Source organism: Sporosarcina sp. 6E9 (genome assembly GCF_017921835.1).
Lineage (GTDB): Bacteria > Bacillota > Bacilli > Bacillales_A > Planococcaceae > Sporosarcina.
Window position 1 is genome coordinate 186,186 of sequence record NZ_JAGEMN010000001.1, and the last position, 26,612, is coordinate 212,797.

Here is a 26,612-nt window from a genome sequence, read left to right on the forward strand (position 1 = left end):
ATTTACTTTTAACTGAATCAAACATAGCATTTCCAGTTGTTGAAACCTCTTTTCTAGGGGAATCTTCTATGTTAAACCTTATTACCAATATATAATAAACCATAAAGCATAAACAATAAATAAGGACGTGATATAAAGTGAACTATCAACCTCTTAATTATGATGAAGCATGGAGAAATTTCGTTTTTTTAGATGATATTAGGATTAAATATGAAAGAAAAACAGGGGAACTCTTAAGGAATAAAACTTTTGAATGTGATGTTATGCTCATGAAGAAAAATAAAGGAAATTTTGGCTTGTCAAATATGGATGTTAATTTTGTACGTAATACAAATTATTCGAATAGTCGAGCCAAATGTGATTGGTACAGCATAGGCACTGACTGGGATGAATATATACCCCGGAGTCAACCATATAAAAAGTTGTTGTATAAGTCTTATGACACTGATTATTGCAAAATTACATTGGATGAGGGCGTTCTAAAAATATATGCTACAAATGGTATAATAATATGTATTTCTTTTCCTAATCAACTTTTGGAATATGTAATTGATACAATTTAAGGGCAATTGCAACGATAAGTATTCATCCAGGAGTTTTCTTTAAACTAGGGATATATTTTACGGTAATTGCCCAAATGTTTTGATGGTGGATAACAATTGACTATTGGAAGGTAAACGACAAACCTTTAACAATTATCCGAAAATGATGACTATTCTTGATTGTACTTGGCACAGGTACCTTTCACTTAAAAAATCGAAATGCTAGATATGTAAATGACTTTTAGAACGTATGTGTGGCATGATGGAAGAGTAATGGAGTAGGTAACTCAAGGGTGGTCGGCTCACTCCTCTTTTAAAGGGGGTGAAGCCAATATCAGTATTTGAAACATTAATGTTCGCAGTAACTTTCGCGGCATCAAAGGATTGCAGTCTAAGTGCGCGACGTCCTGTCGCAACGACTGCATAACGCGCTTCCTGCGGGCCTCAATATTGTCATTTAACCATAAAAATAACCCATCCTTGAGTTAATGGCTCGGATGGGTTATGCCTAATCTGATTGCCGATCCCCTTTTGGGGAACCGCTATTAAACTTAGTCGTTCGATGCACTAACATCGGGCGACCTTTTTATTCTATTCAATCTATATTGTTATCATACGTTTTAATTGTTTTGTTCACAACCACTTTATCTTATTGCCTTGTGACATTACTCAAGTTTAGTGTTTGGTACCTGTTCAAGAAAGTATTCAATTAATTCACTACTATTGCATGAAACGAGCAATGGGATATCGACAAAACAGTACTTTTTCGTTTCAATGATTTCCAACATACGCCCATGATTAAAATCTACCCCGACGTTCATATCATTCATGACAATTCATCAATCGAAGAATACTGGTATAGTCGACATCCCATAAATTAAATGAATAGAACAAATCAATTCATCTTTGATTTCATCGTTAAATACATATAATATATACTATTGTAGTACTAATATTTGCAGAAGAAGTATGAACTAGCATAATGATTAAATGTTATATTGGAGGTTTATTATGAATTATAGAATTTTTAACAAACAAGTATTTGAACAAGCACAGCTACGTTCGGTTTCAAATGTAGCGTTCACCGAGGAAGAACTTCAAACCGGCATGAAGTTAGCGGTGTCTAAGGAGGATAATACCTTAGCATTGTATTTAGTCGATGTAAACGGTCAGAAGAAATTCGAAGTTCGTTGGGATGATTCGACAGAGCTTTTCGTTGGTTGGAATTCCGCTTGGGAAAACTTCACTTGGTGTTTAGACATCGTGGGAAACTAATATAATTCTATAAATTTTTTTCTGATTTGCCGGGTGGCATGGTGGATATCGTGCACAGACACATCGTTATAATCAAAAACTCTCATCTGGTTTGTATGATGGGGGTTATTTGACGTTTACCGTTAAACCAGCGACATCAGACCTGTGTTTGAATTATAATTAATAACGAATCTGACGAAAAACATATCGGTATGTGCTTCAAATAGCTGGTTAAATACTTCAATTCAATCCTTCGGCGTATAAGTTTTTACTTAAATTTCAAGAAGTGCTTTTTAGATTGAATAACTACGAGTTGACAAAATTCATCCAATCACGAAATGAATCCCATTCCGATGAAGTGATTATCAATCACATAGAAAACATCACAAAACGAGAATCATTAATAGAGTACCGCGAGCTATTATTGACGTATTCAGAGCCTCGTTGTTTTTATACGAATGCCACATTGGTAGAGGGAAAGAGCAAGGTAGTCGTGGATCATTTTATTCCATGGAGTTTTGTACATAGTGGTAACCTCTGGAATTTTGTTTTGACGACACCTTCTTTAAATAGCAGGAAAGGCAGCAAACTCCCATCAAATGAATATATCAATAAATTGTTCCAACGAAACGAGTTGTTAACAAACGTGAAGGATCAAAACGTACGTGAAGAGTTTGCGAAGTATAAAGAAAGCACGGTTGAGAAGCTGTATGGCTACGCTGAAATAAATGGATTCCAAACTGGCTGGACCCCATGACTTAATTCTGGATTTTGCTTAAGAAGTTAAAGCCTTACAATTGGAAATTGACAAAGCGCTTACTAGAGAACTCGTTGTTAGTATACTCAATCCTCTTTGCGCTCTTTCTTTCGACAGCCCCATTTTACAATTCAAACCAGACCTTTAAACATTTACTGCAAGGGCTTTAGTTTTGCGACAGCGATAGCAAAATGCTGTTTTATCATCATAATTTTGAAGTAGAGTCGTTTCAATTATCGAATACGATATCCAATTATTAAAATCAATTTGAATAAAAAAAGTGTCTGTTTAAGGAGCATTGATTTTTGCTCTTTTCGACAGGCACTTATTTTTTTATAAAAACAATTTAGGCTTTGAAGTAGCAGTTTTCTTATTTTTATTAATAGAAGGTTCATCAGCATCCAGCAATAACGAACTGCACGAATCATTAAAATCGAACGGTATAAATTGTTCGTAGTTTACGGGGTATAAATCAGCATTTTTGTACTTACTATAAGGCCTATCAATAGGATCTGAATCATAATTTTCTTGTGTTTTAAGGTGATTTACAATAATATTTCCGATGTATCTTCCTAGATTGAGCCCTTCCTCATTATCAATATGAAAGTGAACGCCAGCATAAAGTCGACTCGAAGCGTTATCATTAGCAATTCTTTGTAGATTTCTTTCTTCTCTCGGAAAGAAATAGCTAAGCACAGTTGCTGCGCATCCAGATACTGTGGCGTGACCAGAAGGGTAAGTAGGGAAACGAGGGGTACATAACAATGTTTTCATTGTATGATCGTATTGATTGGGTCTGGCAACATCAAAACCGTATTTTAAGTCCCAGACGATGACAAACGCATCGTTGATAGCACCATGTACTGCGGATAATATTCGTCCTGAAGTTGTAGGAGGAACACCATACGTATCAATTAAACGGTCAATCACTGGTGTCCATTGTTTGGCTGGCACTCCAGTTCCATAATATATAGCTAGATTTTCTTCGTTTTTTGTAATGTTTTTTAATGTGTTTTGTACAACTTTTAATTCTCTATCAAAATTAATATTATTTGGATCTGTTATAGGTAGATTCATAACGCTGCCATTAGGTTCTAAATAATCTCCTTTTTCATTTCTATCTAAATAAATGAATGACCATGAGCCTGCTAATGGTGTAATTGAATCAGTTGGTGGTTTCATTTCACCCGCGTAAGGGAGCTTTGACCAACGTAAATAATTTCTATCCATAGAAAATTGACACCTCCATTCTCATAGTATTCGTGTAGTGAAGTTGTAATATAGGTGAAACACACAGAATACATGAAAACAGATGTAAAAAATTGTTACGCGTCTGTGCAAGAAATTATTCAGTTTATTAACTACAATTGAATAAAGCAGAGTTACACAAAATCCCCGTATTTCTCCCCTTAATTCAATCCCCCCCTCTTATTTTTTTCTTTTTCTTTCCATTGACAATACTACCAGCAATAAAAAAGCATCCAATTCCCGTAAATATCTTAATCATATGACCTATATTCCCCATATTATCAATGGTTAGAAACAATAAAAAAGATCCAATCAAAATAAATAAACTAGCAATAAGCCATTTCAAAATCAAAATTTAGTTAATACCTCCTTTCTTGTCCAACGCTATAATTGAAATTGTAATGCAAACAATCATAAAAATCGAGAATATGCATAAGTAACTCTCGTATATGTAGAATCCATATAATGCCACTAGATTTACGAAATACATTATGACAGTTTATCGGATTTGATCAAAAACGAAATAAACACAGCGATACAAAGTAAGACAATTAACAGGTATGTACTAGGCGCATTATATAAGGATACAGAAGGATTATTATATGGATTCAATAAAAAGGATAAAACTCTACAATTCAATCCATCGGCGTATAAGTTTTTACTTAAATTTCAAGAAGTTATTTTTAGGCAATCACGAAATGAATCCTATTCCAATGAAGTGATCATCAATCACATAGAAAACATCACAAAACGGAAATCATTAACAGAGTACCGGGAGCTATTACTGACTTATTCAGAATCACGTTGTTTTTATACGAATGCCACATTGGTAAAGGGGAAGAGCAAGAAAGTCGTGGATCATTTTATTTCGTGGAGTTTTGTACATGGTGATAACCTCTGGAATTTTGTTTTGACGACCCCTTCGTTAAATAGCAGGAAAGATAGCAAACTCCCATCAAATGAATATATCAATAAATTGTTCCAACGAAATGATCGGATAACAAAAGTGACTGATCAAACTATCCGTGAAGAGTTTGCGGAGTATAAGAAAAGCACGGTCGAGAAGCTTTATGCCTACGCTGGAATAAATGGATTCCCAACTGGCTGGACCCCATGACAAAGTGTATGATTTTTGCGTTCTCGTGCATTCTACACTACGAGGAGGTGTTAATCATGCCAAACAACAGTGGTAACTCGAACCAACTTCTAGTTCCAGGAGTTAGGCAGGCACTTGATCAGATGAAGAACGAAATCGCATCAGAGTTCGGCGTTCAATTGGGACCCGATTCAACATCACGTGCCAACGGATCCGTAGGCGGAGAAATTACCAAGCGATTAATTCGTCAAGCCCAACAACAAATGAATGGAAGTAAATAACTGATTAAATCATCATAAAGGCTGTCTCGGAAAGATTTCCGAGACAGTTATTTTTTTAATTAATTAGGGTTCCTAAGCATCGATCTCTCATTCAACAGTCCCCATTTTGCCATTCAAATCACAATGGCATTCTATTCCTATGGTATAGTAGATGTTAACTATTCTGAAAATAGAGGGAATGACAGGTATTATTAAGAAATATTATTCAAGGGGAGTGGTGGTAATGATTTATCATGCAGAACTTGTCCTTAATGAACAAGCCATATTGGCAGAAGGCCCTTGCTGGGATTATGAAAAGAACCTTTTATATTGGGTAGATATTCTCGGTAAAAAAGTAAATGTATTCAATCCTGTTACAGAAATAAATCTATCTATCGATGTTGGACAATTGATAGGTGCAGCTGCAATAAGAGAAAAGGGCGGTTTGGTAGTAGCTTTGCAAAATGGCTTTCATTTTTTAAATTTGGATAACGGTCAACTTATCAAAATTGACGATCCAGAAAGCAATATGGAAAGTAATCGTTTTAATGATGGGAAATGCGATCCTGCCGGGAGATTTTGGGCAGGAACGATGTCATTAGAGGCCGTGCAAAACGAAGGAAGCCTTTATTGTTTGGATACGAATCATTTAGTAGAAAAAGTGATAGCGGATGTAACCATTTCTAATGGGTTAGCTTGGGATACATCTAAAAATAAAATGTATTTTATCGACACGCCATTAAATAAAGTTTTTGTTTTTGATTACGAAATTGAAACGGGTGCAATTAGTAATCGAAAAGTAGCGGTGAATATATCTAAGGATTTAGGTGCACCAGATGGGATGACAATCGATCGTGAAGGCATGCTGTGGATAGCACTTTGGGGAGGATCCAAGGTTATACGATGTAATCCCAAAACTGGTCAGATAATAGGTGAAGTACTCGTTCCTTGCAGCAAAGTAACCTCGTGCACATTTGGTGGAAAGGATTTGGATGAATTATATATCACGACAGCCAGATTGAATCCTAGTGAAAAAGAATTGAAAGAGGAGCCACTAGCAGGTGGTATTTTTAAAGCGAAGGTTGGCGTTAAGGGGAATAAAGAATTTTTTTACAAAGGATAATGTGACAACGTTGCTTAATTGATTAATTTACATACAATGGAAGTTCTTTTGTTGAGTTGTTATTCTGAGTTAAGTTGGAATTGCAGCTATTCAAGAAGTGATACCAGCACGGAAAATATTGAAAAAGCCTCCTTGTAAAGGCACTTTTACTTGTATTATGACATGATTATTGTCTTGTATTCGTATAAGTGCATCAAGATCCTATATAATTAAGAGAGGAGAAGTGCAACAGTTTTTAAAGGAGTGAAGAACCATGGAAAGTTACATCGTTATGCAAGGACGCACCTACCATGATGAGAAAGAATTAGGTGTTCTTTGGTCGTTACAACGAGATAGTGTGGGCAATGTCCAACATTCCTGGGAGCGCATGAAAGAAGTAATGGAAGGCGATCGCATCTTTCATTATGTTCGAGGAGATATTATCGCAATTAGTGTAGCAAAATCAGGCTATAAAGAAGCATATAAGCCTTCCGAAATTTCGCTTCCAGGTATCGAAAATGCAAAGGGGTACTCAGTGGAGGTCGACTATTATGAACTCGATAAGCCGTTAACGATAGAAAATTATTTTGATGAAATTCTTCCGCTTTTGCCTATAAAGTATTCCGCATTTCAAGAGAATGCCAATGGGAATCAAGGCTATCTATATCCATGCAATGAAGAACTGACCATTAAACTAGTAGAGTTGATTGCGGGCTTGAACATCTATGAAATCGATGAAGAACAATTGGAATTCGTGATGGGCACCGTGCAGAAGACGGAACATGATTTCTTCATCCCGCTTCTCGCTGAAACTGAATCAGAAACGAAAGCTAAATTACGACTAGGACATCAAAGGTTCAGACATGCACTCCTGCCACTATGGCACGGTCAATGCGCACTTTGCGAGATTGAGCTGCCAGAACTGCTTCAAGCAAGCTACGCAAAACCATGGAAAGACAGTACGAACAATGAACGCATCGATCCAAACAATGGTCTTCTTCTTTGTCGTAACCATGATGCGCTTTACCGTCACGGCCTGATTGCATTTGACGGAACTGGTCAAATCCATATATCATCTAGGATTCCTGAAGAAGATTACGATAAGTATGGACTTCAAATGAAGATGAACGTGAATAGAACTGAGAAGAACAAGCCATATCTGAAGTGGCATAAGAAGCATATGTTTAAAGAGTGAATTCATGTAACTGTGCAACAAAAAATTTTAAATGGTTCGTTGCGCAGCGTTATTGTGAAGGGCCAAGCAATCATGGTTAATTGTCACACAGGTCCCATTGTTCAACGAAAACTAAAAGATTGCATTAGATTTACGGTTTTGGGCTAAAAAGTGCTTTACTTCAATTTGGAGTATAGCATTTTTTATTTTATAGAGAGGAGGAGATTTAGTTTGCATTGGAATAAATGATGACACACAAAATAAAATTTATATTTGGTTTCACGAAAAGGAGGGAGATAATATATACTTAGCATCTGACTCTTTCCAAAGTTTTATAATGAACTTTAAAAGAATATATGGCGAAGTAAATAGTTTAGAAAATGTTAATTTAAATATTAGTGATCAGTTAAGTGCATTTCTAATTAATGCATCTAAAAAATGAAATGATGATAAGTTACTGCTTATTGGCTTACAAGTAGTAAACTTTTCTATACAAATAAGTCAATAGGTATAGATGCATCCTTAGCAAGTCATTAGCTAGTAGTATATGCTAAGATGTAATGGATACTGGGAATAAATATACTTTATTAAGGAGACACAATTTATGAAAGTTAAATTAGAAGATGTTGCAAAACTAGCGGGAGTATCTCCGACTACTGTATCTCGGGTGTTGAATAATAGAGGTTATATTAGTGAGCAGACAAGAGAAAAAGTGGAGAGGGCTATTAAGGAATTGAATTATTACCCCAATGATGTTGCAAGGTCTCTGTTCAAAAAGAGAACGAATTATATTGGATTAATCGTCCCGACGGTTAGTAATCCTTTTTTTGGCGAATTATCGTTGTACATTGAAAATATCTTTTCTGCCTTAGGCTATAAGATTATTCTCTGTAATAGTGCGGGGCAACTTGAAAAAGAGAAAGCCTACTCGACGATGCTGATTCGACATCAAGTAGATGGTATTATAGTTTGTTCGTATAACCGGGGAATCGATACCTATAAGTATCCGAAGCTTCCAATTGTTGCGATTGACCATTACTTGGCACCGACAATACCTGTAGTGGGTTCTGATAATTACATGGGAGGAAAATTGGCTGTCCAGCATTTATTAGATCGAGGTTGTAAATCGATCATTCACATTAATGGACCTCTTGAATTAGAAACACCAGCTCAATATAGAAGAAAAGCCTATGAGGATCTGGTCGATAATCCCACTACATATGAACTGGAATTTGATGAAGAGGATATTGTATTATCAATCAGAAAAATTTTATTGGAACGTCCTGAAACAGATGGCATATTCGCGAGTGATGATTTAATGGCAGCTGCCTGTTTGCAAGTTGCAAGAGAATTGAACATTCAAGTACCCGAGCAATTAAAGGTCATTGGTTATGATGGAACGAAAACGACGAGGAGCTTATTACCTCAGCTCACGACGATTAAGCAACCGATTGAGGAAATCGCTAAAACAGCTGTGAAAAAGTTAGTTGATATGATTGACAACTCCGAACTTTCAGGTCCATATGAAACAACATTACCTGTTCAGCTATTAATCAACGAGACAACCTAATTTTCTTAAGATTAGGTTTTTTAAATATATTTTATGTCAAGCGGTTGACATATGAAAGCGGTTGACATATGATTAACTCACAAATCAAAAAACGTTTTTAAGGGGGCTATGCATAGAAATGACCACTGATACAAAAACAAATGTACCTCACAAGAAACAAAGTTTATTACGGTATATGATTCAAAACTACACGCTGTATTTATTTTTAGCCCCGGCGATAATTTTGACAATTATTTTTAAGTACATTCCGATGTATGGGTCTATTATTGCCTTTAAAGATTTTAGTCCTATGAGAGGAATATGGGGAAGTGATTGGGTAGGCTTTGAGAATTTCACAAAGTTTTTAACGTCCCCCAACTTTGGAGACATTTTTATGAACACACTTAAACTAAGTGTCTACGGCTTAGTGTTAGGTTTTCCAGTACCTATTATTCTCGCGTTAATGTTAAATCAAGTGAAACGAGCATCCATTAAGAAAAATATTCAATTGATCCTGTATGCACCGAATTTTATCTCGGTCGTTGTCATTACGGGGATGTTATTCATCTTTCTATCACCAATGGGACCCATTAACGCGATTTTATCGTTTTTCATGGATAAGCCGATTTCGTTTATGTCTGATCCAGATGCATTTGTATCCATCTATATTCTTTCGGGTATTTGGCAAGGGGCAGGTTGGGCTTCCATCATTTACGTGGCAGCGCTTTCAAATGTCGATCCTCAGCTGCATGATGCAGCGACTATTGACGGGGCATCGCTATTGCAAAGAGTACGACATATCGATTTACCAACATTAAAACCTATGATGGCTGTACTATTTATTCTTGCGGCTGGAGGGATCATGGGTATTGGGTTTGAAAAAGCCTATTTGATGCAAACCGCTATGAATATACCGACGTCTGAAATTATTGCAACCTATGTCTATAAAGTGGGGCTGCAAGCTGGGGACTATGCATACTCCTCGGCAGTTGGATTATTTAACTCTATTATCAATGTGATTTTACTTATTTTTGTCAACTATGTAGTTAAAAAACTTAATGAAGGTGAAGGTCTTTATTAAAAGTAGAGGTGAGATAGGAATATGAACTATTCAAAACGAGATCAATTGCTACTAACGATAAATAAATTCGTTTTAATAATAGCTACTTTGCTCATTCTGTTGCCATTGCTCTATGTGTTGTTAGCCTCATTTTTAGATCCTAACGTCTTGCTGAGCAAAGGTATATCTTTAAATCCGGATGATTGGAGTTTACAAGGCTATGTAAAAATTTTGCAAAATGAAGCGATTATTAGAGGGTTCCTTTACTCAATCCTGTACTCAGTTGGATTTGCTGTAGTGACAGTCGTTGTTTCCATATTTGCTGCATATCCACTATCCGTTGAGGGGTTTAGGGGAACGAAGGCTATTATGATATTCTTCCTCATCACAATGTTTTTCAGTGGTGGTTTAATCCCTACGTATTTAGTGGTCAAGGATTTAGGGATGTTAAACAGCATATGGGCCATTATTTTGCCAGGGGCCATTAGTGTCTGGAATATTATTTTAGCCAGAACATATTTCAAAGCCATTCCTAAGGAGCTTCAGGAAGCGGCGAAAATTGATGGAGCCTCAGATTTAGTTATATTCTTTAAGATTATTTTACCTTTATCAAAACCGATTATTTTTGTGCTGGCGCTCTATGCCTTTGTAGGCCAGTGGAATTCTTATTTTGACGCGATGATTTACTTGGAGGATTCTAAATTGCATCCATTGCAATTGGTGTTACGTTCGATTCTTATCCAAAATGAAGTGCAGCCTGGCATGATTGGCGATCAACTAGCCGTGGCAGAATTAAAAAAGTTGTCAGAAATGATTAAATATTCGTCTATTATTCTTTCTAGTTTACCTCTGATCATTATGTATCCTTTCTTCCAGAAGTACTTTGAAAAAGGCGTAATGGTTGGTTCAATAAAATAAAAAAAATGGGGGTTTTAGTATGAAGAAAAGCAACAAAGCACTAGCCGCTTTACTCGTTACAGGGCTATTATTTGCAGGATGTAGCAAAGATAGCGGCACGTCATCTGAAGCTTATGAGCTGAAAGATATCACATTTCCATTGGAAGAATCGGTGAGCTTAAAGTTCATGACACAAAGCTCACCTTTAGCACCGACAGATCCGAATGACAAGCTAATTTACAAACGACTAGCAGAAAAAACGGGTGTCAATATTGAATGGAAAAACTTTACGAATGATTCATTTATTGAAAAAAGAAACTTGACGATTGCCAGTGGTGATTTGCCAGATGCTATTTTAGATGCTACCTATAGTGACTATGATCTTCAAAAGTTAGGGAAAGATGGGACAATAATTCCAGTGGAAGATCTAATCGACCAATATATGCCGAACTTTAAAAAAGTATTAGAAGCCAGACCGGAATACAGGTCCATGATTACGGCAAAAGATGGACATATTTACGCATTCCCTTGGATTGAGGAATTAGGTGCGGGGAAAGAGAATATTCACTCCATTGATACATTCCCTTGGATTAATGTAGAGTGGCTGAACAATTTAGGATTGGATATACCAACCAATGTAGAAGAGCTAAAAGAAGTGTTATTAGCCTTCAAAAATGACGATCCAAACGGTAATGGTCAAGCTGATGAAATTCCGTTATCTTTTATTATTAACCACGGCGGGGAAGACTTTGCATTTTTGTTCAATCCATTTGGCTTGGGTGACAACTGGGATCACACGGTTGTTTCCAATGATGGTGAAGTCATCTTTACTGCAGCAGATGAAGGTTATCGTGATGCAATGATGTATTTTGCCGATCTGTATAAAAACAATTTAATTGACGAAGAAGCTTTCGAACAAGATTTCAATACGTATGTGGCTAAAGGGAAAGACGAGAAGTACGGTCTATATTTCACTTGGGATAAAGCTAATATTAGTGGCGATAACGATAAATATGAGCTAATGCCCCCACTTGCGGATGCTGAAGGAAATATCCATGTTGCACGTACAAATGGTATGGGCTTTGACCGAGGAAAAATGGTTATTACAAGTGCCAATGAAAACTTGGAGTTAACAGCCAAATGGATTGACCAGCTTTATGATCCTGTACAATCTGTGCAAAATAACTGGGGAACTTATGGGGATACAGAACAACAAAATATTTTTGAATTTGACGAAAATGCAAATATGTTAAAACACCTTGAACTAGATGGAACTGCACCTGCTGAGCTAAGACAAAAAACAAATATTGGTGGCCCATTAGCGATTTTGGATGAATACTATGGCACAGTTACGACAAAGCCGGAAGATGCAGTAGGCAGATTGAATTTAATGAAGGAAGTTATGTCACCGCATATGTATGCCGACAATATTTATCCGAAAGTATTTTTCTCATTGGATGAATTAAAAGAACTCTCAAGTATCGAAACGGATCTATTCGCTTATGTGCATAGAAAACGAGCAGAGTGGATTAAAACTGGAAAAGCAGAAGAAGAGTGGGACGAGTATTTAGCGGAGCTAGATAGATTGAAACTCCCTACATGGCTACAAATTAAACAAGATGGCTATGACCGAAATTCAAACTAATAGAGGAGGAAATAGTGATTGAAGACATATAATCTTGAGAAGTATAGACCAGATTTGCATTTTGCACCAAAAAAGAATTGGATGAATGATCCGAATGGGATGGTTTATTATAAAGGTGAATATCATTTGTTCTTCCAGCATAATCCAAATGATAGCGTATGGGGTCCCATGCATTGGGGTCATGCTGTCAGTAAAGATATGATTGACTGGCAGGAGTTGCCGATTGCTCTCTATCCGGATGAATTGGGGACAATTTTTTCAGGAAGTGCTGTAGTTGATTGGCATAATACATCAGGTTTTTTCCCGGATGAGCCAGGAATCGTAGCGATTTTTACGCATCATTTGGATAAGGATGATGGGACGCCGGCTGTTCAAACCCAAAGTCTCGCTTATAGTCATGACAAAGGTCGAACATGGACGAAGTACGAAGGGAATCCAGTTCTCGGGCACCCAACAAAAGTAGATTTTAGGGATCCAAAAGTGTTTTGGCATGCGGAAACCGCAAAGTGGGTAATGACGTTAGCGACAGGACAAACGGTCACTTTTTACTCTTCGCCGAACTTAATAGACTGGCAGTTTGAAAGTGAGTTTGGGGATAATATTGGTTCCCATGATGGCGTTTGGGAATGTCCTGATTTATTTGAATTGGCTGTAGACAATAGTGAAGAGAAGAAGTGGGTATTATTGGTCAGTATTGGGGACGACCCTCAATTTGATACTGGCTCAAGAACGCAATACTTTGTAGGTTCTTTTGATGGCTCGACTTTTACAGCAGATAACAAAGAGATTCAGTGGCTAGACTTTGGTAAAGACAATTACGCTGGTGTGAGTTTTTCAGATATCCCTACGGAGGATGGTCGAAGAATTTATATGGGCTGGATGAGTAATTGGCGCTATGCTAACCAAGTACCGACTGAGGGTTGGAGAAGCCAGATGACACTGCCAAGAACTTTGGCATTAAGACATGTTGGAGATCAGTTACTGGTCGTTCAAAATCCTGTCGAGGAACTAGATTCATACTTTACGAAAGTTGTTGAATTTGACGATGTGTTAATCAACAGTGAAGAGACAAAAACGTTTGCGGTGGATAAGTCGAGTGTGGAGATTGTTTTAGAGATTGATAATCATGACGCAAAGCAATTTGGGGTCGTGTTGTCCCATACGGCAAGCCAAAAAACGGAGCTTGTAATAGAGGCAGAGACGAATCGAGTCACGTTGGATCGAAAAGATTCAGGACAAATCGAATTCTCAGAAAACTTTTCAAATCACCAAGAGTTTAACCTACAAGCTACGAATAAAGTGGAGTTGCGTATTATTGTAGATTCTTCTTCAATTGAAGTATTCTTCAATGAAGGTGCTTATGCTGTGACGAGCTTGATTTATCCGGATAAGGTTTGTGAAGAGATTACCCTATTCTCATTGGGTGGAGCTATCCAGGTAAAAAACAGCTATATTTCAGCATCTCACTCATGACAAGTATGGAGAGGAGAATATTTCATGCTAGGTGCAATTGAAGCAGGTGGAACAAAGTTTGTCTGTGCTGTGGGGGATATGGATTTTAATGTGGTTGAGCTAATTGAAATTCCAACGACAACTCCTGCAGAGACGATGAAGAAAGTACAAGAATTCTTTCAACAATTTAAGATTAAAGCATTAGGCGTAGGATCATTCGGTCCGGCAGATATTAATCCAAACTCTACAAATTATGGCTGCATCACAACGACGCCTAAAGTAGCATGGCAACATTTTAATATCCTATCATCATTAAAAGAGCACTTGGATGTCCCGATGGTGTTCGATACGGATGTTAACATTGCGGCATTGGGAGAGGCAAAGTTTGGAGCGGCCCAGGACGTAAATAGCTGTATCTATATCACAATTGGAACGGGAATCGGCGTAGGTGCGGTGAATGACGGCAAGATGCTACAAGGAATCAGTCACCCTGAAATGGGGCACATCACGGTTCGAAGACATCCAGACGACCATTTTGAGGGCGGTTGTCCATTCCATGGCGATTGCTTGGAGGGACTAGCCTCTGGACCAGCGATTGAAAAAAGATGGAATGAAAAAGCTGTGTTGCTGTCAGAACGGGCGGAAGTATGGGAAATTGAAGGTTACTATATCGCGCAAGCGTTAATGACGTATGTTCTAACGCTATCACCAGAAAGAATTATTCTAGGCGGTGGAGTTATGAAGCAAAGACAAGTGTTGCCTGTAATTTACAAACACCTGCAGGCGATGAATAATCATTATTTAGCTTTTCCACAGCTAGAAGATCAGATTGCTGACTATATTGTCACACCGGGCATTGAAGGGTTTTCAGCCATTAAAGGCGCATTTTATTTGGCGAAAGCTGAGTTGGAATAGGAAACTCCATAAAGAAATGAGAGACCAAACCGATTGTATTTAACGATTGGTTTGGTCTTAAATATTGCTTAAATAAGGAGTGGGTATATTTTGAAAACTAAGAGACTTATTGTTACGCTAATAGGGATATTAATCTTATTAGTTGGATGCAGTGAAGTTGAACAAGACAAGAAAGGAGAGAATGATTTGAAAGCGGAAGGTCTAAGTAAAAAGCAGGCAGCAAATGCTGATTACTATACGGAAATGTATCGGCCACAGTTTCATTTTTCAACGCCGTCAGGGAATTTAGCGGATCCAAACGGACTTATTTATTTTGAAGGAGAATATCATTTATTTCATCAAAAGAATGGCAACTGGGCGCATGCCATTAGTACAGATATGCTCCATTGGGAACACCTTCCCGTCGCTTTGGAGCATGATTTACTTGGCCAAGCATTATCGGGTAGTGCGGTTGTAGACTGGAATGATTCCAGTGGCTTATTTGGTAGGAAGGCTGGTTTAGTTGCCTTTTACACCAGTACCGAGGGCGGTGAAGCACAGGGTATGGCGTATAGTAAAGATAAAGGGAGAACATGGGAGCGCTATGAAGGTAACCCGATCATTGAAAATCCCGGTATCAAAGACTTCCGCGATCCAAAAGTGTTCTGGCATGAGGATACAAATAAGTGGGTAATGGTAATTTCTACGAATCAAAGTGTTACGTTTTACAACTCTGATAACTTGATAGACTGGACGTTTCAAAGTCAATTTGGAGAAGATGAAGGCTCGCATGTTGCTGTGTGGGAGTGTCCGGATTTATTCGAGCTACCTGTCAATGGGGATCAGGGAAATAAGAAGTGGGTTCTGCATGTGAGTGTTGGAGATAATGATGCAACGAATGGTTCTACAGCTCAATATTTCATAGGAGAGTTTGATGGAACAACGTTTGTTAATGACAATTCTCCAGAAACAGTGCTAACGACTGATTTCGGCCAAGACTTTTATGCGGCACAGTCATTTTCGGGTATTCCTGATGAGGATGGCAGAAGAATTTGGCTAGGCTGGATGGCGAATTGGCGCTATCCATACCAATCCCCAACAGATCCATGGATGGGCTCCATGTCGATTCCGCGTGAGTTATCACTTCGGACAATTGAAGATGGTGGTATTCGACTGTTCCAAGGACCTATTCAGGAAATAGAAAATTTGCGGGCAAATACACATCATGTGGAGGCATTCCGATTAGAAGGCGACCATCCGATTGATGCATTTGCGAGTACAACATTCGAATTTGAAATGATTGTGGAATGGGATGATGTAGAGGAGTTCGGTATTCGTCTTCGCCAATCCGAAGAGGAAAAGGCTGTATTTGGCGTTGATACAGCGGCCAATAAAATCTATTTAGATCGCTCAAATGCTGGACTGGAACAATTGACGGATCGTAACGGAAATATGTATCAGTTTGGTAACCGCCACGAAACGGATTACCCAATGGAGCGAAAACAGATAAAGATAAGGGGTCTTGTAGACGAATCTTCCATTGAGTTATTTGTCAATGAAGGTGAATTCGCGTTTACCAAATTGATTTATACAAAGCCGACGAATAATGCGATTGAATTATATACAAAGGGCGGCAGTGTAGATGTCGTGCAATTGGACTTCTTTGAGTTGCATTCGACATGGCGGGAACGTCCACAAGCGCATGAGTTGACCAGAATTGTAGTCAGTGAGGAATATGTCACATTAAAAGTTGGTGAAGTGACGACTATTCAGGCACAGGCGAAGCTGAATGGTTATGATAAGGGCTATAAATGGGAAGTTGAACAGTCGCATGTAGTGGCAATCACAGAGCAGGATGATGACTCAATGATATCTTTGGAAGCCTTGGAACCTGGCGTTACGAGTATCACAGTGAGTGACGCGAGCGGGAAGATTACTAAGGTGATAAAGGTTAGGGTTCATTCGTAATAGAGGAGAAGAAACATGATGAAAAACTTTGTAGATATACCCTTAAATTTTTATTTAAAGTCGTGAATTATCATGATTCAATCTTGCACAGGCACTTTTCACTATTCCGTCCTTTCTAATGAACAATCTAATGAAATTTCACCTTTTTCAACTGATTCAATCAACTTGGAATCAGTCGATGTAACAAACGCAAGACAATGTTGCTTATCGTTTGAATCGTTTACAAATCCCATTTGAATTGAAAGTGCCACAGCATCTTTCTGCTTGGATAGTATGTTGTCTTGCAAATCTTTATCTATTCTTGAAAAATAGTAGGTTTCATGGGCCTCGGTCTCCATATAAAAGTGACCATCCGGGAGATTTTTTATTAGCGCTGCATTGTCTTGGGATAACTTAGAAATGATAAATGTTAAAGCTTACAAGAGAAATCGCTTCTATATTGCCATATAAAAACAAAGAATCCAACCAAATTAATAGCTGGTTGGATTTTTTTGTAATTTATCTATTTGTAAAGGCATTAAAAAAACAAGGAATAGAGGAATAGAAAGGACATACTTGGATTCTGTCGAATAAGGAAGAATCTGAGAAATACGGACTTGCTCCTATTCTTGATGATGCAGGTAGTGTTGCAACATTGCATCATTCACAACAAAAAGGTGTTGGACCATTATATGAAGCTTCAACTAGGTAACATAATATCAGTAATGCTAAAAGAGCTCCACTACATTCTTATAAAGGAAAGTTAAACCCATTTTATCCAATGGATGAGACAACTAGAGGGGCATTTCAAAAAGTAGATTCTATTAATTATTAGAAAATACATATGCCAACAGAGTTGAAATTAATATATGATGCTAAGAGTGGCGGGTTTCAAGCTGAATACAAGTATAATTTAGTACACACAAATGACGTTCTAAAGTGGTTTGAAGAGATAAAAAGTAATATCCGATGAAGTTTACCTAAAACCATATTTTAAAGAGGGGGGGTCCCAGTGTAATAAAGCGCTAACTAACTCGTACTGACGAGATATGATTAATGGAAATGATATATGTTCCGTCAAGTACAGACGACTAATTTAAAAGATGAAAAATACCCCAGTCCCGCAAAGTTTAGCAGGGAAGGGGTATTTCAAGGGCTATTTAAATCTTATTGATCACAACTCAAGAATCATATGCATTCAACGCATTCACACTGTGTGCCAAAGCTGAACCAGCTTTTAATGCAGTGGCAACCAAAATTGACTCCGCAAGCTCTTCTTTAGTGACACCGGCCTTCTTTGCAGCCTTCGTATGAATGTCGATGCAATAAGGGCACCCCGTTGTGTGCGCGACAGCAACTGCGATTAGTTCCTTCTCCTTTACGCTTAACACGCTTTCTTTCAATGATTGTCCGTCAAAATCGACAAACGCTTTGAATGCATCTCCGTTGAGTGCTGAAAACTCTTTTAATCGATTGAAATAAGACGCTTTATATAACTCCTCTTCATCAGTTTCATCGTATGCATTTAATGCGTTCACGCCATGCGCGAGTGCAGAACCAGCTTTTAGTGCAGTGGCAACTAGGATGGCTTCAGCCAACTCTTCTTTTGTCACATCTTCTGATTTTCCTGCTTTCACGTGAACTTCAATGCAATAAGGACAACCTGTTGTATGCGCGACAGCGATGGCGATTAATTCTTTCAGCTTTACCGATAACTTTCCTTCAGCTAACGCAGCCTTGTCAAACTGTACAAATGCTTTGAAAGCATCTGGCGCCAATTCGCTTAATTCACCGATGCGATTAAAATATGATTTTTGATACAATGCTTCTTTGTTTGCAACTAATACTTCTTTACTCATGATAATTCCTCCTAGTTTTTTAGTGTGACACCTATGCAAATCAAATTCTTAAATACATAAACTTGAAAGTCAAATCAACTCCTTTATGATTCAAACAGCGCAACTTTGTCTCCGTATCCTTCTGCAACATGAGGGTCCACGCATTCATAAGATAAAGAAAAGCCCCCTTCATAAGAAGAGGGCCGAAAAATTCCTCCTCTTATTTTCCAGGTTTAGAAAACCTGTAGGATGTAGCACCTTTTCAGATAAATTCATCTGCTGGTTGCCGGGCTTCATCGGGCCTATTCCCTCCGCCGCTCGTAATAAGAGTATATTCAGTTGTAAAAGTAATTTGTAAATTCAATTGATTGAGAATTAGCATAGACAGAAAAGAGGAAATTGTCAACCTTATATTTGGGATTTGGGAGATTAGTCACAGAAAAAAGTCATTTGAAAACACTTACATAACTAACTTTATGAAATTTGGCGGGATTTCATTATGCTGTTTATTCGAAAAATGCGTATCAGGATCATATAACTGAGCAGGCAATCGACAATTATTTTATAATAATTTATTATGTTAATCCTAAATGTTCACGGAAGGTATGACCGTCGTATGCCTTTCTGAAAATACCTCTTTTTTGCATTTCAGGAACGATTAGTTCAACAAAGTCTTCTAAACTACCTGGTAATGTAGGTGGCATAAGATTAAATCCGTCAGCCACACCAGCTTCAAACCAAATTTCCATCTGATCCACAATTTCGGCGGGCGTTCCTATCAGTGTGAGGTGTCCACCGCCTGCATTCAAATAGCCTAATAATTCTCTTACTGTAGGTTGTGTATCATGAATAATTTCTAGTATCGTTTCGTAACGTCCAACTGGACCAGTAAATTCTTCTACTGGGGGTAATTGAGGTACTTCTTTATCAATTTCCCAATGAGAACTGTCTTGTTGGATAAAGAAACTCAACTGTTTTAAAGCTGTTTCAAGAGGCAATAGCTCATCTAATGCTGCTTTTTTGGCTAATGCTTCTTCATGAGTATGACCTACATATGTGACTAAACCTGGAAAAACTTTAATATGTCTATTGCTGTCTTCGCTTTGTTTAATTTGTTCATCTAACTTTTCACGAAACTTTTTTGCTTGCTTCAAGTTCCATGACACGGAATAGACTGCATCGGCATATTTTGCGGCTAATGCAATGCCTTGTTTAGAAGCCCCTGCTTGCATGGCTACTGGTTTGCCTTGCGGACTTTTTGGCGTGGTGGAGGGGCCATTTACTTTAAAATAGGGTCCATCGTGATGAACAGGTTGAATGTTTGATGGATTTATCAATTTTTTGTCTTCTCGATGATGCAGAAACTCATGGCTGTCCCATGAAAGAAATAATTTATTCATTAAAGCAGCGAATTCATCTGCCTTCTCATAGCGTTTGTCATGAGCAGGCAGTTCTTCCATACTATGATTTAACGCCTCTAAATCAGTCATTGACGTAACAAGATTCCAACCAACACGTCCTTTTGTAATATGGTCTAAACTTAATAGTTGTCGTGAAGCTGTGAAAGGATTAGAAAAAGTACTTGAAATTGTTGAAACCAATCCCACATGATTTGTCACTTGAGAAATAGCTGTTAAATTGACGATTGGATCAAACCAAAATGCGGGCATATCACTAGCATCTTTAGCTGGAAAAGATTGATTGTCAGCAAAGAAGACTGCGTCAAAATAACCCTTTTCCGCTAACTGTGCTAAAGATTGATAATAAGAAATGTCTCCAATACGTTCAACGCTAGAGTCAGGCATTAACCAAGCAGCTTGATGATGTCCACATCCATACAGCAAAACACCTAAGTGTAGTTGTTTATCTTTAGTTTTCGTCATTAGTTGCACCCCAAAATCATCATTTTTAAGCGTCTTGCATACTCCGTTTTTGAAAGACTATCAATTTATGCGACTAGTTCATTGTCAAACCACCATCTACTGTGAAATTTTGACCTGTAATACCGTCCGCATATTCCGAAGATAAATAGGCGACCATATTGGCTACATCTTGAGGTGTCGTCACCTTCTTCAATGGCGTTGATTGGGCAATTAAATCGAATACTTCTGGTGTTGTAACAGCACTTGCGTTGGTCGTTTTTAATAATCCGCCTGAAACTACATTTGCTTTTATCCCATGTGTTCCTAACTCGGAAGCGATATTACGTGTAAAACCTATTAATCCAGCTTTAGCCGTTGTATATTCGTGGTAGGGGACGACCGGATTTTGATATAAATTAGTCCCTATGCTTATAATGCTTCCATTTTGTCGTTCGATAAATTGAGGTATGACGCTTTGAACTATATTAAATGCTGCTTTCAAAGTACCATCCAGTTGTTTTTGATAATCATCCCAAGTGAGTTCGGTGAACGGTTTCTGTTTGTTTGGATCAAATTTGAAGTCTACTAATGCATTGTTGACGACAACATCTATTTGACCAAAATATTCCGTTGCTTTATTTATCATTTCATCTACTTCACTACGATTTGTTACATCAGCTCGAATTGCAATCGCATGCGCTTCACCAATCTCAGAAACGAGCTTCTCAGCGGCATCTTCACTTTGATAGTAATTGATAACCACTTGAAAGCCTTGTTTTGCCAATGTCTTTACAATCGATGCGCCTAAACCTCTACTGCTCCCTGTTACTAAAACTGTTCTAGTCATTCTAACCACTCCTATGTTTTTAGTTTAAAATAAAAAATACGCAACCTTCCCATAGGAAAGTTGCGTAAAAACAAATGACTATACATGAAAATTAGGCATAATCACCCTTTAATTATGTATTAGAGTTTACACTTTCCTACGCTAGTATGAACTAGTTCAGGTTCAAAGGGTTTGAGTTAATACTCATCTCAGTTAAAAAAACACCCCTAGTGAATATATTAGATTTGTATTCAATGTATAGTCTTTAGAAATTTATGTCAAGGAAATATGGTCCGATTAAAAAAGTGTTGCCCGAAAGTCGATAAGATGACTCTCTGGGCAACACCGCTTCTACAGAAGGAAACCAGATGAAACATAATACTAACGGTGGAATTGCCATTGCCTTAGTTAGTGATGGGTCATTGGTTACAAGGTAAATGGTTAAAGGTGATGGGTTTGGCCTGCATTTAAATTGTAAAGTTTCCTTCTGTACCTTGAATAAGAGTCTCACTCATTCAAGGTTAGAAATAATTTTCATCATTAAAGTTTACTTGAATCGCATAGTTTTTGGCATTGATTAAATTTGATAATTTATGTGCGTCTTTTTCAGCTTGTAATGCTTTTAAACGATAATCTTCAGGGTTAAACAAGGCCACCCGATAAACAGGCGTTGTTTCTGCATAACTGAACTGGATTTCCTCTTTAGGTGAAAATGATAACTCTTTGTATAAACGTGCCTTTGCACGAAGTTGAGTTGCAAGTTCAATCGCTTCTACAATCGCAATTTCCTCACCTTTAAATTCTATTGTATGGTCAATATTAGCGCGGTACATCAGACGATCCAATATTCTTGCATCCAAACGTACTGTTTCTAGCTCAGTCTCTACAATAGAAAGTGTCCGTGGTCCTAATTCAGGAGATGCCCCTTTTTCAATCGTTGTAAAAGCAACCCGTCTAACTTCTTCTTCAAGTTCATGAATTCGTTTGGTTAAAACACTCTTTAATTTTACAGCTTCCGCTAATGAAATTTTCCCCATAGAATATCACCTTCCCTGAATCAATGATCATAAGTCTACTATAACGGATAGAATGTCATTTCGTAAAATATTTGAAGAGTTTATGAAGTAAAACTAAATAGATTCGAAATTGTTTAGGTAATTATTCATAAAAAAGGTCAGGTGCTTTTTATTTCTAATTAATGAAACTAATCGTTTGTTAAAGCGTATTAAGAGTGATGACGTGTCTAGCAATTCTGAAAGTTATGGGAGTGAGGGGGATGTATGAAAAGATTAGTCGTATTGAAAGTGGGAAAGACGGAAAGGTTTGTAAAAGGGGAGTATAGATGAATTATTACGACGAAAGGGAGAGTTTTGTCACTATGTAAATTAAGTGATGAACTTGCTAAGGTGTAAAACCATGAAAAAATATAAAAACAGACTCTTAATTATGATGGTTATTATTACTGTTTTGTTAACAGCATGTTCTAAGGCTGATGCTAATCCTAAGGTAGGTATGGGGAGTTACTCTGTTTCAATAAACAAGGTGAAAAATAAGAAGTCCAAACCAGTAGGAGATATCGTATTTGATAAAGATCTTGGTGAAATGTACAAAGTAACTGGAACTGATGCTAAATTTATTTCAGTCTCAGTAGATGAAGGTGAAAAAACGATTAAGATAACCAGTGATAAAAGGAATCTAAATACAGGCGGCAATCTGGTTATTAAATTGGGGGTTCCAATAGATTCAATTTATGTCGATCAAGGTAATTTTAATTTGGAAATTGTTGTTGATTCTATCGAGAAGTTTAAGGGGGTATTTGAATCGGCAATCAGTGGTGAAATTAGAAGTGAAGGTGTAGGGGAATTCAATTTAGATCTTTTAGGTGCGGGCAATATAACATTATCGGGAAATGCAGAATTCGCTAATATCCTTGTAAAAGGCTCTTCTATACTTCATGGAAAGGAAATGGAGGTAAAGGATATGACAATTAAACTAGAAGGAGCTGGGATTAGTAGTGTATATGCTTCCAATAGTTTAGATGCAACGGTAGAAGGAATAGGGGGGATAAATTACAGTGGAAATCCAGAAACGGTGACTAAGAAGGTAAATGGAATCGGGTTTATAAGAAAAGCCAATTAGGGAGGGCGGTTGAAGAATCTTATGTCTAATAGCAGCCATCCAACCACCAATGTTTAGAGATGGCTTTACTTGCATAAAGCGCAAAAGGGATATCGACTGTATAACACTTTGTCGATACCCTTTTTAACTGGAGATATAAAAAGCACACAGCACTTTACATAGATCAATCAGTACGGGCAATCATAACATCACATGCAGCTGTTTGAACGACATACTGCGATACAGAGCCGAGGAAGAAATGTTCGGCATCTTTTATGCTAGTTACACCGCACACGATTAAATCAGCATTTACTAAGGAAGCAAGCTCTTCGGCGATCAACTTTTTAGGAGAACCGTGTTTGATTAGCACTTCAATGTTTGTAATACCTTCATCCAAAGCAATTGATTGATAACGATTTAGTAGGTTTTCTGACAGTTGCTTTTCTCGTTCAAAAGCTGGGAAATCATTTTCTAGAATCAAATATGAATTGATGACATAGGCGATATGTAACATTGACCCGTGGTTAAGTTTTGCAATCTCGATTGATTTTCTAAAAGCATTTTCAGCTTCTTTTGAACCATCTACGGCGACTAGAATGTTTTTATAATCATTCATTTTCCCTATCTCCTTTTCAATCCCGATTGAAAGATAATTGAGCATCATTTCTGCTTCGAGTAAGGTCGATACAATGGTGAAAAAATTGAAGACTTAGTATACTCTCATTTAATCATATTCCGGGATGGAACGGAAGCCATTGGAACAGATTAATGTGACAATAAAAAGTTGAATTCTAAGTGTTAGTTACCCGCGGGAGAAGTTATTCAGTCTATTTACTAACATGGCATAAAATGAGAAGGGGATATGAATAACTTATCGCCTTCGAGCCATATTAACTAGTAAAAGTTCAAATTCCCTACCTATTAGAGGAGTGTTCGGCATGACAAGTATCATCAGAGTCATCCATGTAGAAATTACGAATCTGAAAAATGTAAGAAAAGGTGTGTTTCATACAAATTCACATTTCGGTCTGTTGGAGAAAGCAGACGTCATTGGGTTTTATGGACAAAACGGTTCTGGAAAAACAGCGGCTGTGGAAGCGTTTAATTTGTTACAGGTTTTATTGTCAGCTCGTCATGATGCCTCACTTCCAAAACTTAGATCTAACTTACTTTATTTTAATGAAAAAGCCATTGGGTTGGTGTTCCGATTCATTGTAGAAAATCGATTTGGTGAATTCTTTGTTGACTATCGCGTTACTTTATCGCCTGGGAGAACAAAATACCAAGTCATAGAAGAAGAAGTCGCATACCGAGAAAATAAGGAAGATACGTCTTTTAAATCTCTAATTTCAAAGAATGAAAATGGGATTTTGATTCGAAATAAAAAAGTTGAGGAAATGAATGAAGCAGAACGAATCTCAGTGATGGTCGCGAAACGAATGGCTGTTAGTAACGCCACCTCATTTGTGTTCCGGGAAGAATTAAGGGAAGTATTTGAAGGTTTATTGGAAGCGTATGAAATTGAGCTGGTGAAAAATCTTTCGATTGATTTTAATAGAGATTTACACGTCATTGACACAGTTCAATATGGTTTGCTCATTGCGAATCTAGTGATGCCTTTCAGCGTTCATTTGGAAAAGAAGCGCGGATCTATCCCCTATGAGATGCAAGACATGATGGTGCTACCGTTGGATTTGTTTGAAACGCTTGACCAAGTGGTAAGTCAAACGAATATTGTGTTGCAGACCATTATTCCAGGTCTTCAAATAAAGATTAGGCAGATCAATAAGCAAACGTTAAGTGATGGAAATGAAGGCGTTCGTTTCGAGTTTCTTTCAAGAAAAGGAGAAATCGAACTGCCGCTACGGAGTGAATCGGAAGGTACGTTGAAGATTATTTCTATTTTAAGCACGCTCATTGCTGTCTACAACAATCCGAATGCATGTGTTGTCATTGATGAGCTTGACGCGGGTATTTTTGAGTATTTACTCGGCGAAATACTGGAAGTTTTAAATGAAAATGCGATGGGGCAGCTATTTTTCACTTCACATAATTTACGTATCGTAGAGGTGCTGCCAATTCAAAACTTATGGTTTACGACGCTTAACGAAAACGATAGATATCACCAATTAAAAGGCGTTGAGAGGTTAAGCAATGCACGCGACGTTTATTTACGCGCCGTGCAATTAGGCGGTCAAGAAGAAGCAATCTATGCGGAGACAAACTTGTATGATATTAAAACAGCGTTCAGAAAAGCGGGGATTGCACATGACAATGAATAGAAAGAAAGTCGTGTTGTTAATTGTCGAAGGCAGCTGCGAGGAGGTCTTGTTAAACAATCGGTTACGTGACCAATTTAATCAGTATCATATTCGTTTTCATATACATCATGGGGACATTTTATACGATTTGAGTAAACCAGACGAACCCATCAAGTCTGTCATTGGGAAAACGATAAAAGAATTTATGATGAAAAGTAAATTTCGTCCGGAAGATGTATTTTGTGTGCTACATATTATTGATATGGATGGATGTTTTATTCCAGAAGAGGCAATTGTCATTGATGAAACCCAGAAAGAATTAACGGTTTACCATCAGGATAAAATTACAGTTCCGCATGACAAACAAAAAAAGCAGATTGCGGCCAGAAATCTTGAAAGGGGCAAGAATATCAATGCGATGAAAGCATTAGACACAATCCTTTCTGATGAAATCAATTACCGGATGTTCTATTTTTCAAGAAATTTAGAACATGTTTTATTTAACGACGCGAATCCAGAAAAAGGCGCGAAGTATCCCGAAGTAGAACAGTTTGCTGAACAGTTACAAATGCCGATTGAAGAATTTTTACGCGAATTGATGCCGCCAGTAACTGGAGGCGATCCATATTTTGAAAGTTGGGGGATGATTTCACAAAGTGTGGCTTCCTTAGAACAATATAGCAATGTGCCTTTACTATTTGAATATGTTCACTCGCAATCTGAGCAACTTTGAACACGATTAGGAGCGTTTTCGATTAAACAGGTGTTCGCTAACTTTTAGCGATCGTCTGTTTTTTGTTTTTTAATCAAGGAAAGCGAGCAAGGTATGA

General features: G+C 37.6%; 25 protein-coding genes, 2 pseudogenes and 2 riboswitches. Of the genes and pseudogenes, 18 read left to right on the forward strand and 9 right to left on the reverse strand.

The window, feature by feature from the left end; translation table 11 throughout:
* Positions 1–137: 137 nt before the first annotated feature.
* Complete coding sequence (locus tag J4G36_RS01145; RefSeq protein ID WP_210467991.1) at positions 138–563, forward strand: hypothetical protein; 426 nt, start codon at positions 138–140, stop codon at positions 561–563.
* Positions 564–1,207: 644 nt separating this feature from the next.
* Here the strand turns inward: J4G36_RS01145 and J4G36_RS01150 are convergent.
* Entirely contained in the window at positions 1,208–1,372 is a 165-nt protein-coding gene (locus J4G36_RS01150; RefSeq protein ID WP_210467992.1) for a hypothetical protein, read from the reverse strand.
* 181 nt (positions 1,373–1,553) lie between these two features.
* Between J4G36_RS01150 and J4G36_RS01155 the strand changes: the two genes are divergently transcribed.
* Positions 1,554–1,817, forward strand: a complete 264-nt coding sequence (locus J4G36_RS01155; RefSeq protein ID WP_210467993.1) for a hypothetical protein — start codon at positions 1,554–1,556, stop codon at positions 1,815–1,817.
* 277 nt (positions 1,818–2,094) lie between these two features.
* On the forward strand, positions 2,095–2,553 hold the full coding sequence (locus tag J4G36_RS01160; RefSeq protein WP_210467994.1) for an HNH endonuclease domain-containing protein: 459 nt from the start codon (positions 2,095–2,097) through the stop codon (positions 2,551–2,553).
* 333 nt (positions 2,554–2,886) lie between these two features.
* On the opposite strand, the gene J4G36_RS01165 is transcribed toward J4G36_RS01160, so the two are convergent.
* Entirely contained in the window at positions 2,887–3,783 is an 897-nt protein-coding gene (locus J4G36_RS01165; RefSeq protein ID WP_210467995.1) for a vanadium-dependent haloperoxidase, read from the reverse strand.
* Between the two features lie 184 nt (positions 3,784–3,967).
* A complete protein-coding gene (locus tag J4G36_RS01170) occupies positions 3,968–4,147 on the reverse strand; it encodes a hypothetical protein (RefSeq protein ID WP_210467996.1) in 180 nt (59 codons plus the stop codon).
* 162 nt (positions 4,148–4,309) lie between these two features.
* On the opposite strand from J4G36_RS01170, the gene J4G36_RS01175 reads away from it, so the two are divergent.
* From J4G36_RS01175 to J4G36_RS01225, 11 genes are all read left to right on the forward strand, one after another.
* Positions 4,310–4,918, forward strand: coding sequence for an HNH endonuclease domain-containing protein (locus tag J4G36_RS01175; RefSeq protein ID WP_210467997.1), 609 nt, complete (start codon positions 4,310–4,312; stop codon positions 4,916–4,918).
* Between the two features lie 56 nt (positions 4,919–4,974).
* Complete coding sequence (locus tag J4G36_RS01180; protein WP_210467998.1) at positions 4,975–5,178, forward strand: alpha/beta-type small acid-soluble spore protein; 204 nt, start codon at positions 4,975–4,977, stop codon at positions 5,176–5,178.
* A gap of 223 nt (positions 5,179–5,401) precedes the next feature.
* Complete coding sequence (locus tag J4G36_RS01185) at positions 5,402–6,280, forward strand: SMP-30/gluconolactonase/LRE family protein (protein ID WP_210467999.1); 879 nt, start codon at positions 5,402–5,404, stop codon at positions 6,278–6,280.
* 253 nt (positions 6,281–6,533) lie between these two features.
* On the forward strand, positions 6,534–7,454 hold the full coding sequence (locus J4G36_RS01190; protein ID WP_210468000.1) for an HNH endonuclease: 921 nt from the start codon (positions 6,534–6,536) through the stop codon (positions 7,452–7,454).
* Between the two features lie 583 nt (positions 7,455–8,037).
* Complete coding sequence (locus tag J4G36_RS01195; RefSeq protein WP_210468001.1) at positions 8,038–9,003, forward strand: LacI family DNA-binding transcriptional regulator; 966 nt, start codon at positions 8,038–8,040, stop codon at positions 9,001–9,003.
* A gap of 118 nt (positions 9,004–9,121) precedes the next feature.
* A complete protein-coding gene (locus J4G36_RS01200) occupies positions 9,122–10,063 on the forward strand; it encodes an ABC transporter permease (RefSeq protein ID WP_210468002.1) in 942 nt (313 codons plus the stop codon).
* 21 nt (positions 10,064–10,084) lie between these two features.
* A complete protein-coding gene (locus tag J4G36_RS01205; RefSeq protein WP_210468003.1) occupies positions 10,085–10,960 on the forward strand; it encodes a carbohydrate ABC transporter permease in 876 nt (291 codons plus the stop codon).
* 19 nt (positions 10,961–10,979) lie between these two features.
* Positions 10,980–12,584: a type 2 periplasmic-binding domain-containing protein gene (locus J4G36_RS01210; RefSeq protein WP_210468004.1), complete on the forward strand. Its 1,605-nt coding sequence runs from the start codon at positions 10,980–10,982 to the stop codon at positions 12,582–12,584.
* A gap of 18 nt (positions 12,585–12,602) precedes the next feature.
* On the forward strand, positions 12,603–14,057 hold the full coding sequence (locus J4G36_RS01215; protein WP_210468005.1) for a glycoside hydrolase family 32 protein: 1,455 nt from the start codon (positions 12,603–12,605) through the stop codon (positions 14,055–14,057).
* A gap of 24 nt (positions 14,058–14,081) precedes the next feature.
* Positions 14,082–14,951: an ROK family protein gene (locus J4G36_RS01220; protein WP_210468006.1), complete on the forward strand. Its 870-nt coding sequence runs from the start codon at positions 14,082–14,084 to the stop codon at positions 14,949–14,951.
* Positions 14,952–15,041: 90 nt separating this feature from the next.
* The gene (locus J4G36_RS01225) at positions 15,042–16,898 is read left to right on the forward strand and encodes a glycoside hydrolase family 32 protein (RefSeq protein ID WP_246880361.1); all 1,857 of its coding nucleotides are present in this window, start codon (positions 15,042–15,044) and stop codon (positions 16,896–16,898) included.
* 113 nt (positions 16,899–17,011) lie between these two features.
* On the opposite strand, the pseudogene J4G36_RS18915 reads toward J4G36_RS01225, so the two are convergent.
* A pseudogene (locus J4G36_RS18915) lies at positions 17,012–17,311 on the reverse strand (ABC transporter permease); the annotation flags it as partial.
* 410 nt (positions 17,312–17,721) lie between these two features.
* On the opposite strand from J4G36_RS18915, the pseudogene J4G36_RS18425 reads away from it, so the two are divergent.
* A pseudogene (locus tag J4G36_RS18425) lies at positions 17,722–17,850 on the forward strand (DUF600 domain-containing protein); the annotation flags it as partial.
* 208 nt (positions 17,851–18,058) lie between these two features.
* Here the strand turns inward: J4G36_RS18425 and J4G36_RS01230 are convergent.
* The 4 genes from J4G36_RS01230 to J4G36_RS01245 all read right to left on the reverse strand — a co-directional run bounded on the left by J4G36_RS01230 (position 18,059) and on the right by J4G36_RS01245 (position 22,440).
* Complete coding sequence (locus J4G36_RS01230) at positions 18,059–18,736, reverse strand: carboxymuconolactone decarboxylase family protein (protein ID WP_210468007.1); 678 nt, start codon at positions 18,734–18,736, stop codon at positions 18,059–18,061.
* Between the two features lie 196 nt (positions 18,737–18,932).
* Positions 18,933–19,045, reverse strand: a riboswitch (SAM riboswitch).
* Positions 19,046–19,290: 245 nt separating this feature from the next.
* Positions 19,291–20,598: an LLM class flavin-dependent oxidoreductase gene (locus tag J4G36_RS01235; RefSeq protein ID WP_210468008.1), complete on the reverse strand. Its 1,308-nt coding sequence runs from the start codon at positions 20,596–20,598 to the stop codon at positions 19,291–19,293.
* 73 nt (positions 20,599–20,671) lie between these two features.
* The gene (locus J4G36_RS01240) at positions 20,672–21,424 is read right to left on the reverse strand and encodes a 3-oxoacyl-ACP reductase (RefSeq protein ID WP_210468009.1); all 753 of its coding nucleotides are present in this window, start codon (positions 21,422–21,424) and stop codon (positions 20,672–20,674) included.
* Positions 21,425–21,540: 116 nt separating this feature from the next.
* Positions 21,541–21,642: riboswitch (TPP riboswitch) on the reverse strand.
* Between the two features lie 282 nt (positions 21,643–21,924).
* Positions 21,925–22,440 (reverse strand): hypothetical protein, encoded by a 516-nt coding sequence (locus J4G36_RS01245; RefSeq protein ID WP_210468010.1) that lies wholly within the window; start codon positions 22,438–22,440, stop codon positions 21,925–21,927.
* Between the two features lie 379 nt (positions 22,441–22,819).
* On the opposite strand from J4G36_RS01245, the gene J4G36_RS01250 reads away from it, so the two are divergent.
* Entirely contained in the window at positions 22,820–23,542 is a 723-nt protein-coding gene (locus J4G36_RS01250; RefSeq protein WP_210468011.1) for a GIN domain-containing protein, read from the forward strand.
* Between the two features lie 163 nt (positions 23,543–23,705).
* On the opposite strand, the gene J4G36_RS01255 is transcribed toward J4G36_RS01250, so the two are convergent.
* Positions 23,706–24,137: a universal stress protein gene (locus J4G36_RS01255; RefSeq protein WP_210468012.1), complete on the reverse strand. Its 432-nt coding sequence runs from the start codon at positions 24,135–24,137 to the stop codon at positions 23,706–23,708.
* 322 nt (positions 24,138–24,459) lie between these two features.
* Between J4G36_RS01255 and J4G36_RS01260 the strand changes: the two genes are divergently transcribed.
* Positions 24,460–25,803 (forward strand): AAA family ATPase, encoded by a 1,344-nt coding sequence (locus J4G36_RS01260; protein ID WP_210468013.1) that lies wholly within the window; start codon positions 24,460–24,462, stop codon positions 25,801–25,803.
* Positions 25,796–26,515 (forward strand): hypothetical protein, encoded by a 720-nt coding sequence (locus J4G36_RS01265; RefSeq protein ID WP_210468014.1) that lies wholly within the window; start codon positions 25,796–25,798, stop codon positions 26,513–26,515. The genes J4G36_RS01260 and J4G36_RS01265 overlap by 8 nt, the downstream gene beginning before the upstream one ends.
* The last annotated feature ends 97 nt before the right edge of the window (positions 26,516–26,612 follow it).

Bases quoted from the DNA above. Each gene is read 5' to 3' on its own strand.
- J4G36_RS01230 (WP_210468007.1), bottom strand. From the start codon at position 18,736: ATGAGTAAAGAAGTATTAGTTGCAAACAAAGAAGCATTGTATCAAAAA.
- J4G36_RS01220 (WP_210468006.1), top strand. From the start codon at position 14,082: ATGCTAGGTGCAATTGAAGCAGGTGGAACAAAGTTTGTCTGTGCTGTG.
- J4G36_RS01260 (WP_210468013.1), top strand. From the start codon at position 24,460: ATGACAAGTATCATCAGAGTCATCCATGTAGAAATTACGAATCTGAAA.
- J4G36_RS01190 (WP_210468000.1), top strand. From the start codon at position 6,534: ATGGAAAGTTACATCGTTATGCAAGGACGCACCTACCATGATGAGAAA.
- J4G36_RS01180 (WP_210467998.1), top strand. From the start codon at position 4,975: ATGCCAAACAACAGTGGTAACTCGAACCAACTTCTAGTTCCAGGAGTT.
- J4G36_RS01250 (WP_210468011.1), top strand. From the start codon at position 22,820: ATGAAAAAATATAAAAACAGACTCTTAATTATGATGGTTATTATTACT.
- J4G36_RS01200 (WP_210468002.1), top strand. From the start codon at position 9,122: ATGACCACTGATACAAAAACAAATGTACCTCACAAGAAACAAAGTTTA.
- J4G36_RS01210 (WP_210468004.1), top strand. From the start codon at position 10,980: ATGAAGAAAAGCAACAAAGCACTAGCCGCTTTACTCGTTACAGGGCTA.
- J4G36_RS01165 (WP_210467995.1), bottom strand. From the start codon at position 3,783: ATGGATAGAAATTATTTACGTTGGTCAAAGCTCCCTTACGCGGGTGAA.
- J4G36_RS01235 (WP_210468008.1), bottom strand. From the start codon at position 20,598: ATGACGAAAACTAAAGATAAACAACTACACTTAGGTGTTTTGCTGTAT.
- J4G36_RS01245 (WP_210468010.1), bottom strand. From the start codon at position 22,440: ATGGGGAAAATTTCATTAGCGGAAGCTGTAAAATTAAAGAGTGTTTTA.
- J4G36_RS01185 (WP_210467999.1), top strand. From the start codon at position 5,402: ATGATTTATCATGCAGAACTTGTCCTTAATGAACAAGCCATATTGGCA.
- J4G36_RS01265 (WP_210468014.1), top strand. From the start codon at position 25,796: ATGAATAGAAAGAAAGTCGTGTTGTTAATTGTCGAAGGCAGCTGCGAG.
- J4G36_RS01155 (WP_210467993.1), top strand. From the start codon at position 1,554: ATGAATTATAGAATTTTTAACAAACAAGTATTTGAACAAGCACAGCTA.
- J4G36_RS01205 (WP_210468003.1), top strand. From the start codon at position 10,085: ATGAACTATTCAAAACGAGATCAATTGCTACTAACGATAAATAAATTC.
- J4G36_RS01255 (WP_210468012.1), bottom strand. From the start codon at position 24,137: ATGAATGATTATAAAAACATTCTAGTCGCCGTAGATGGTTCAAAAGAA.
- J4G36_RS01240 (WP_210468009.1), bottom strand. From the start codon at position 21,424: ATGACTAGAACAGTTTTAGTAACAGGGAGCAGTAGAGGTTTAGGCGCA.
- J4G36_RS01150 (WP_210467992.1), bottom strand. From the start codon at position 1,372: ATGAATGATATGAACGTCGGGGTAGATTTTAATCATGGGCGTATGTTG.
- J4G36_RS01195 (WP_210468001.1), top strand. From the start codon at position 8,038: ATGAAAGTTAAATTAGAAGATGTTGCAAAACTAGCGGGAGTATCTCCG.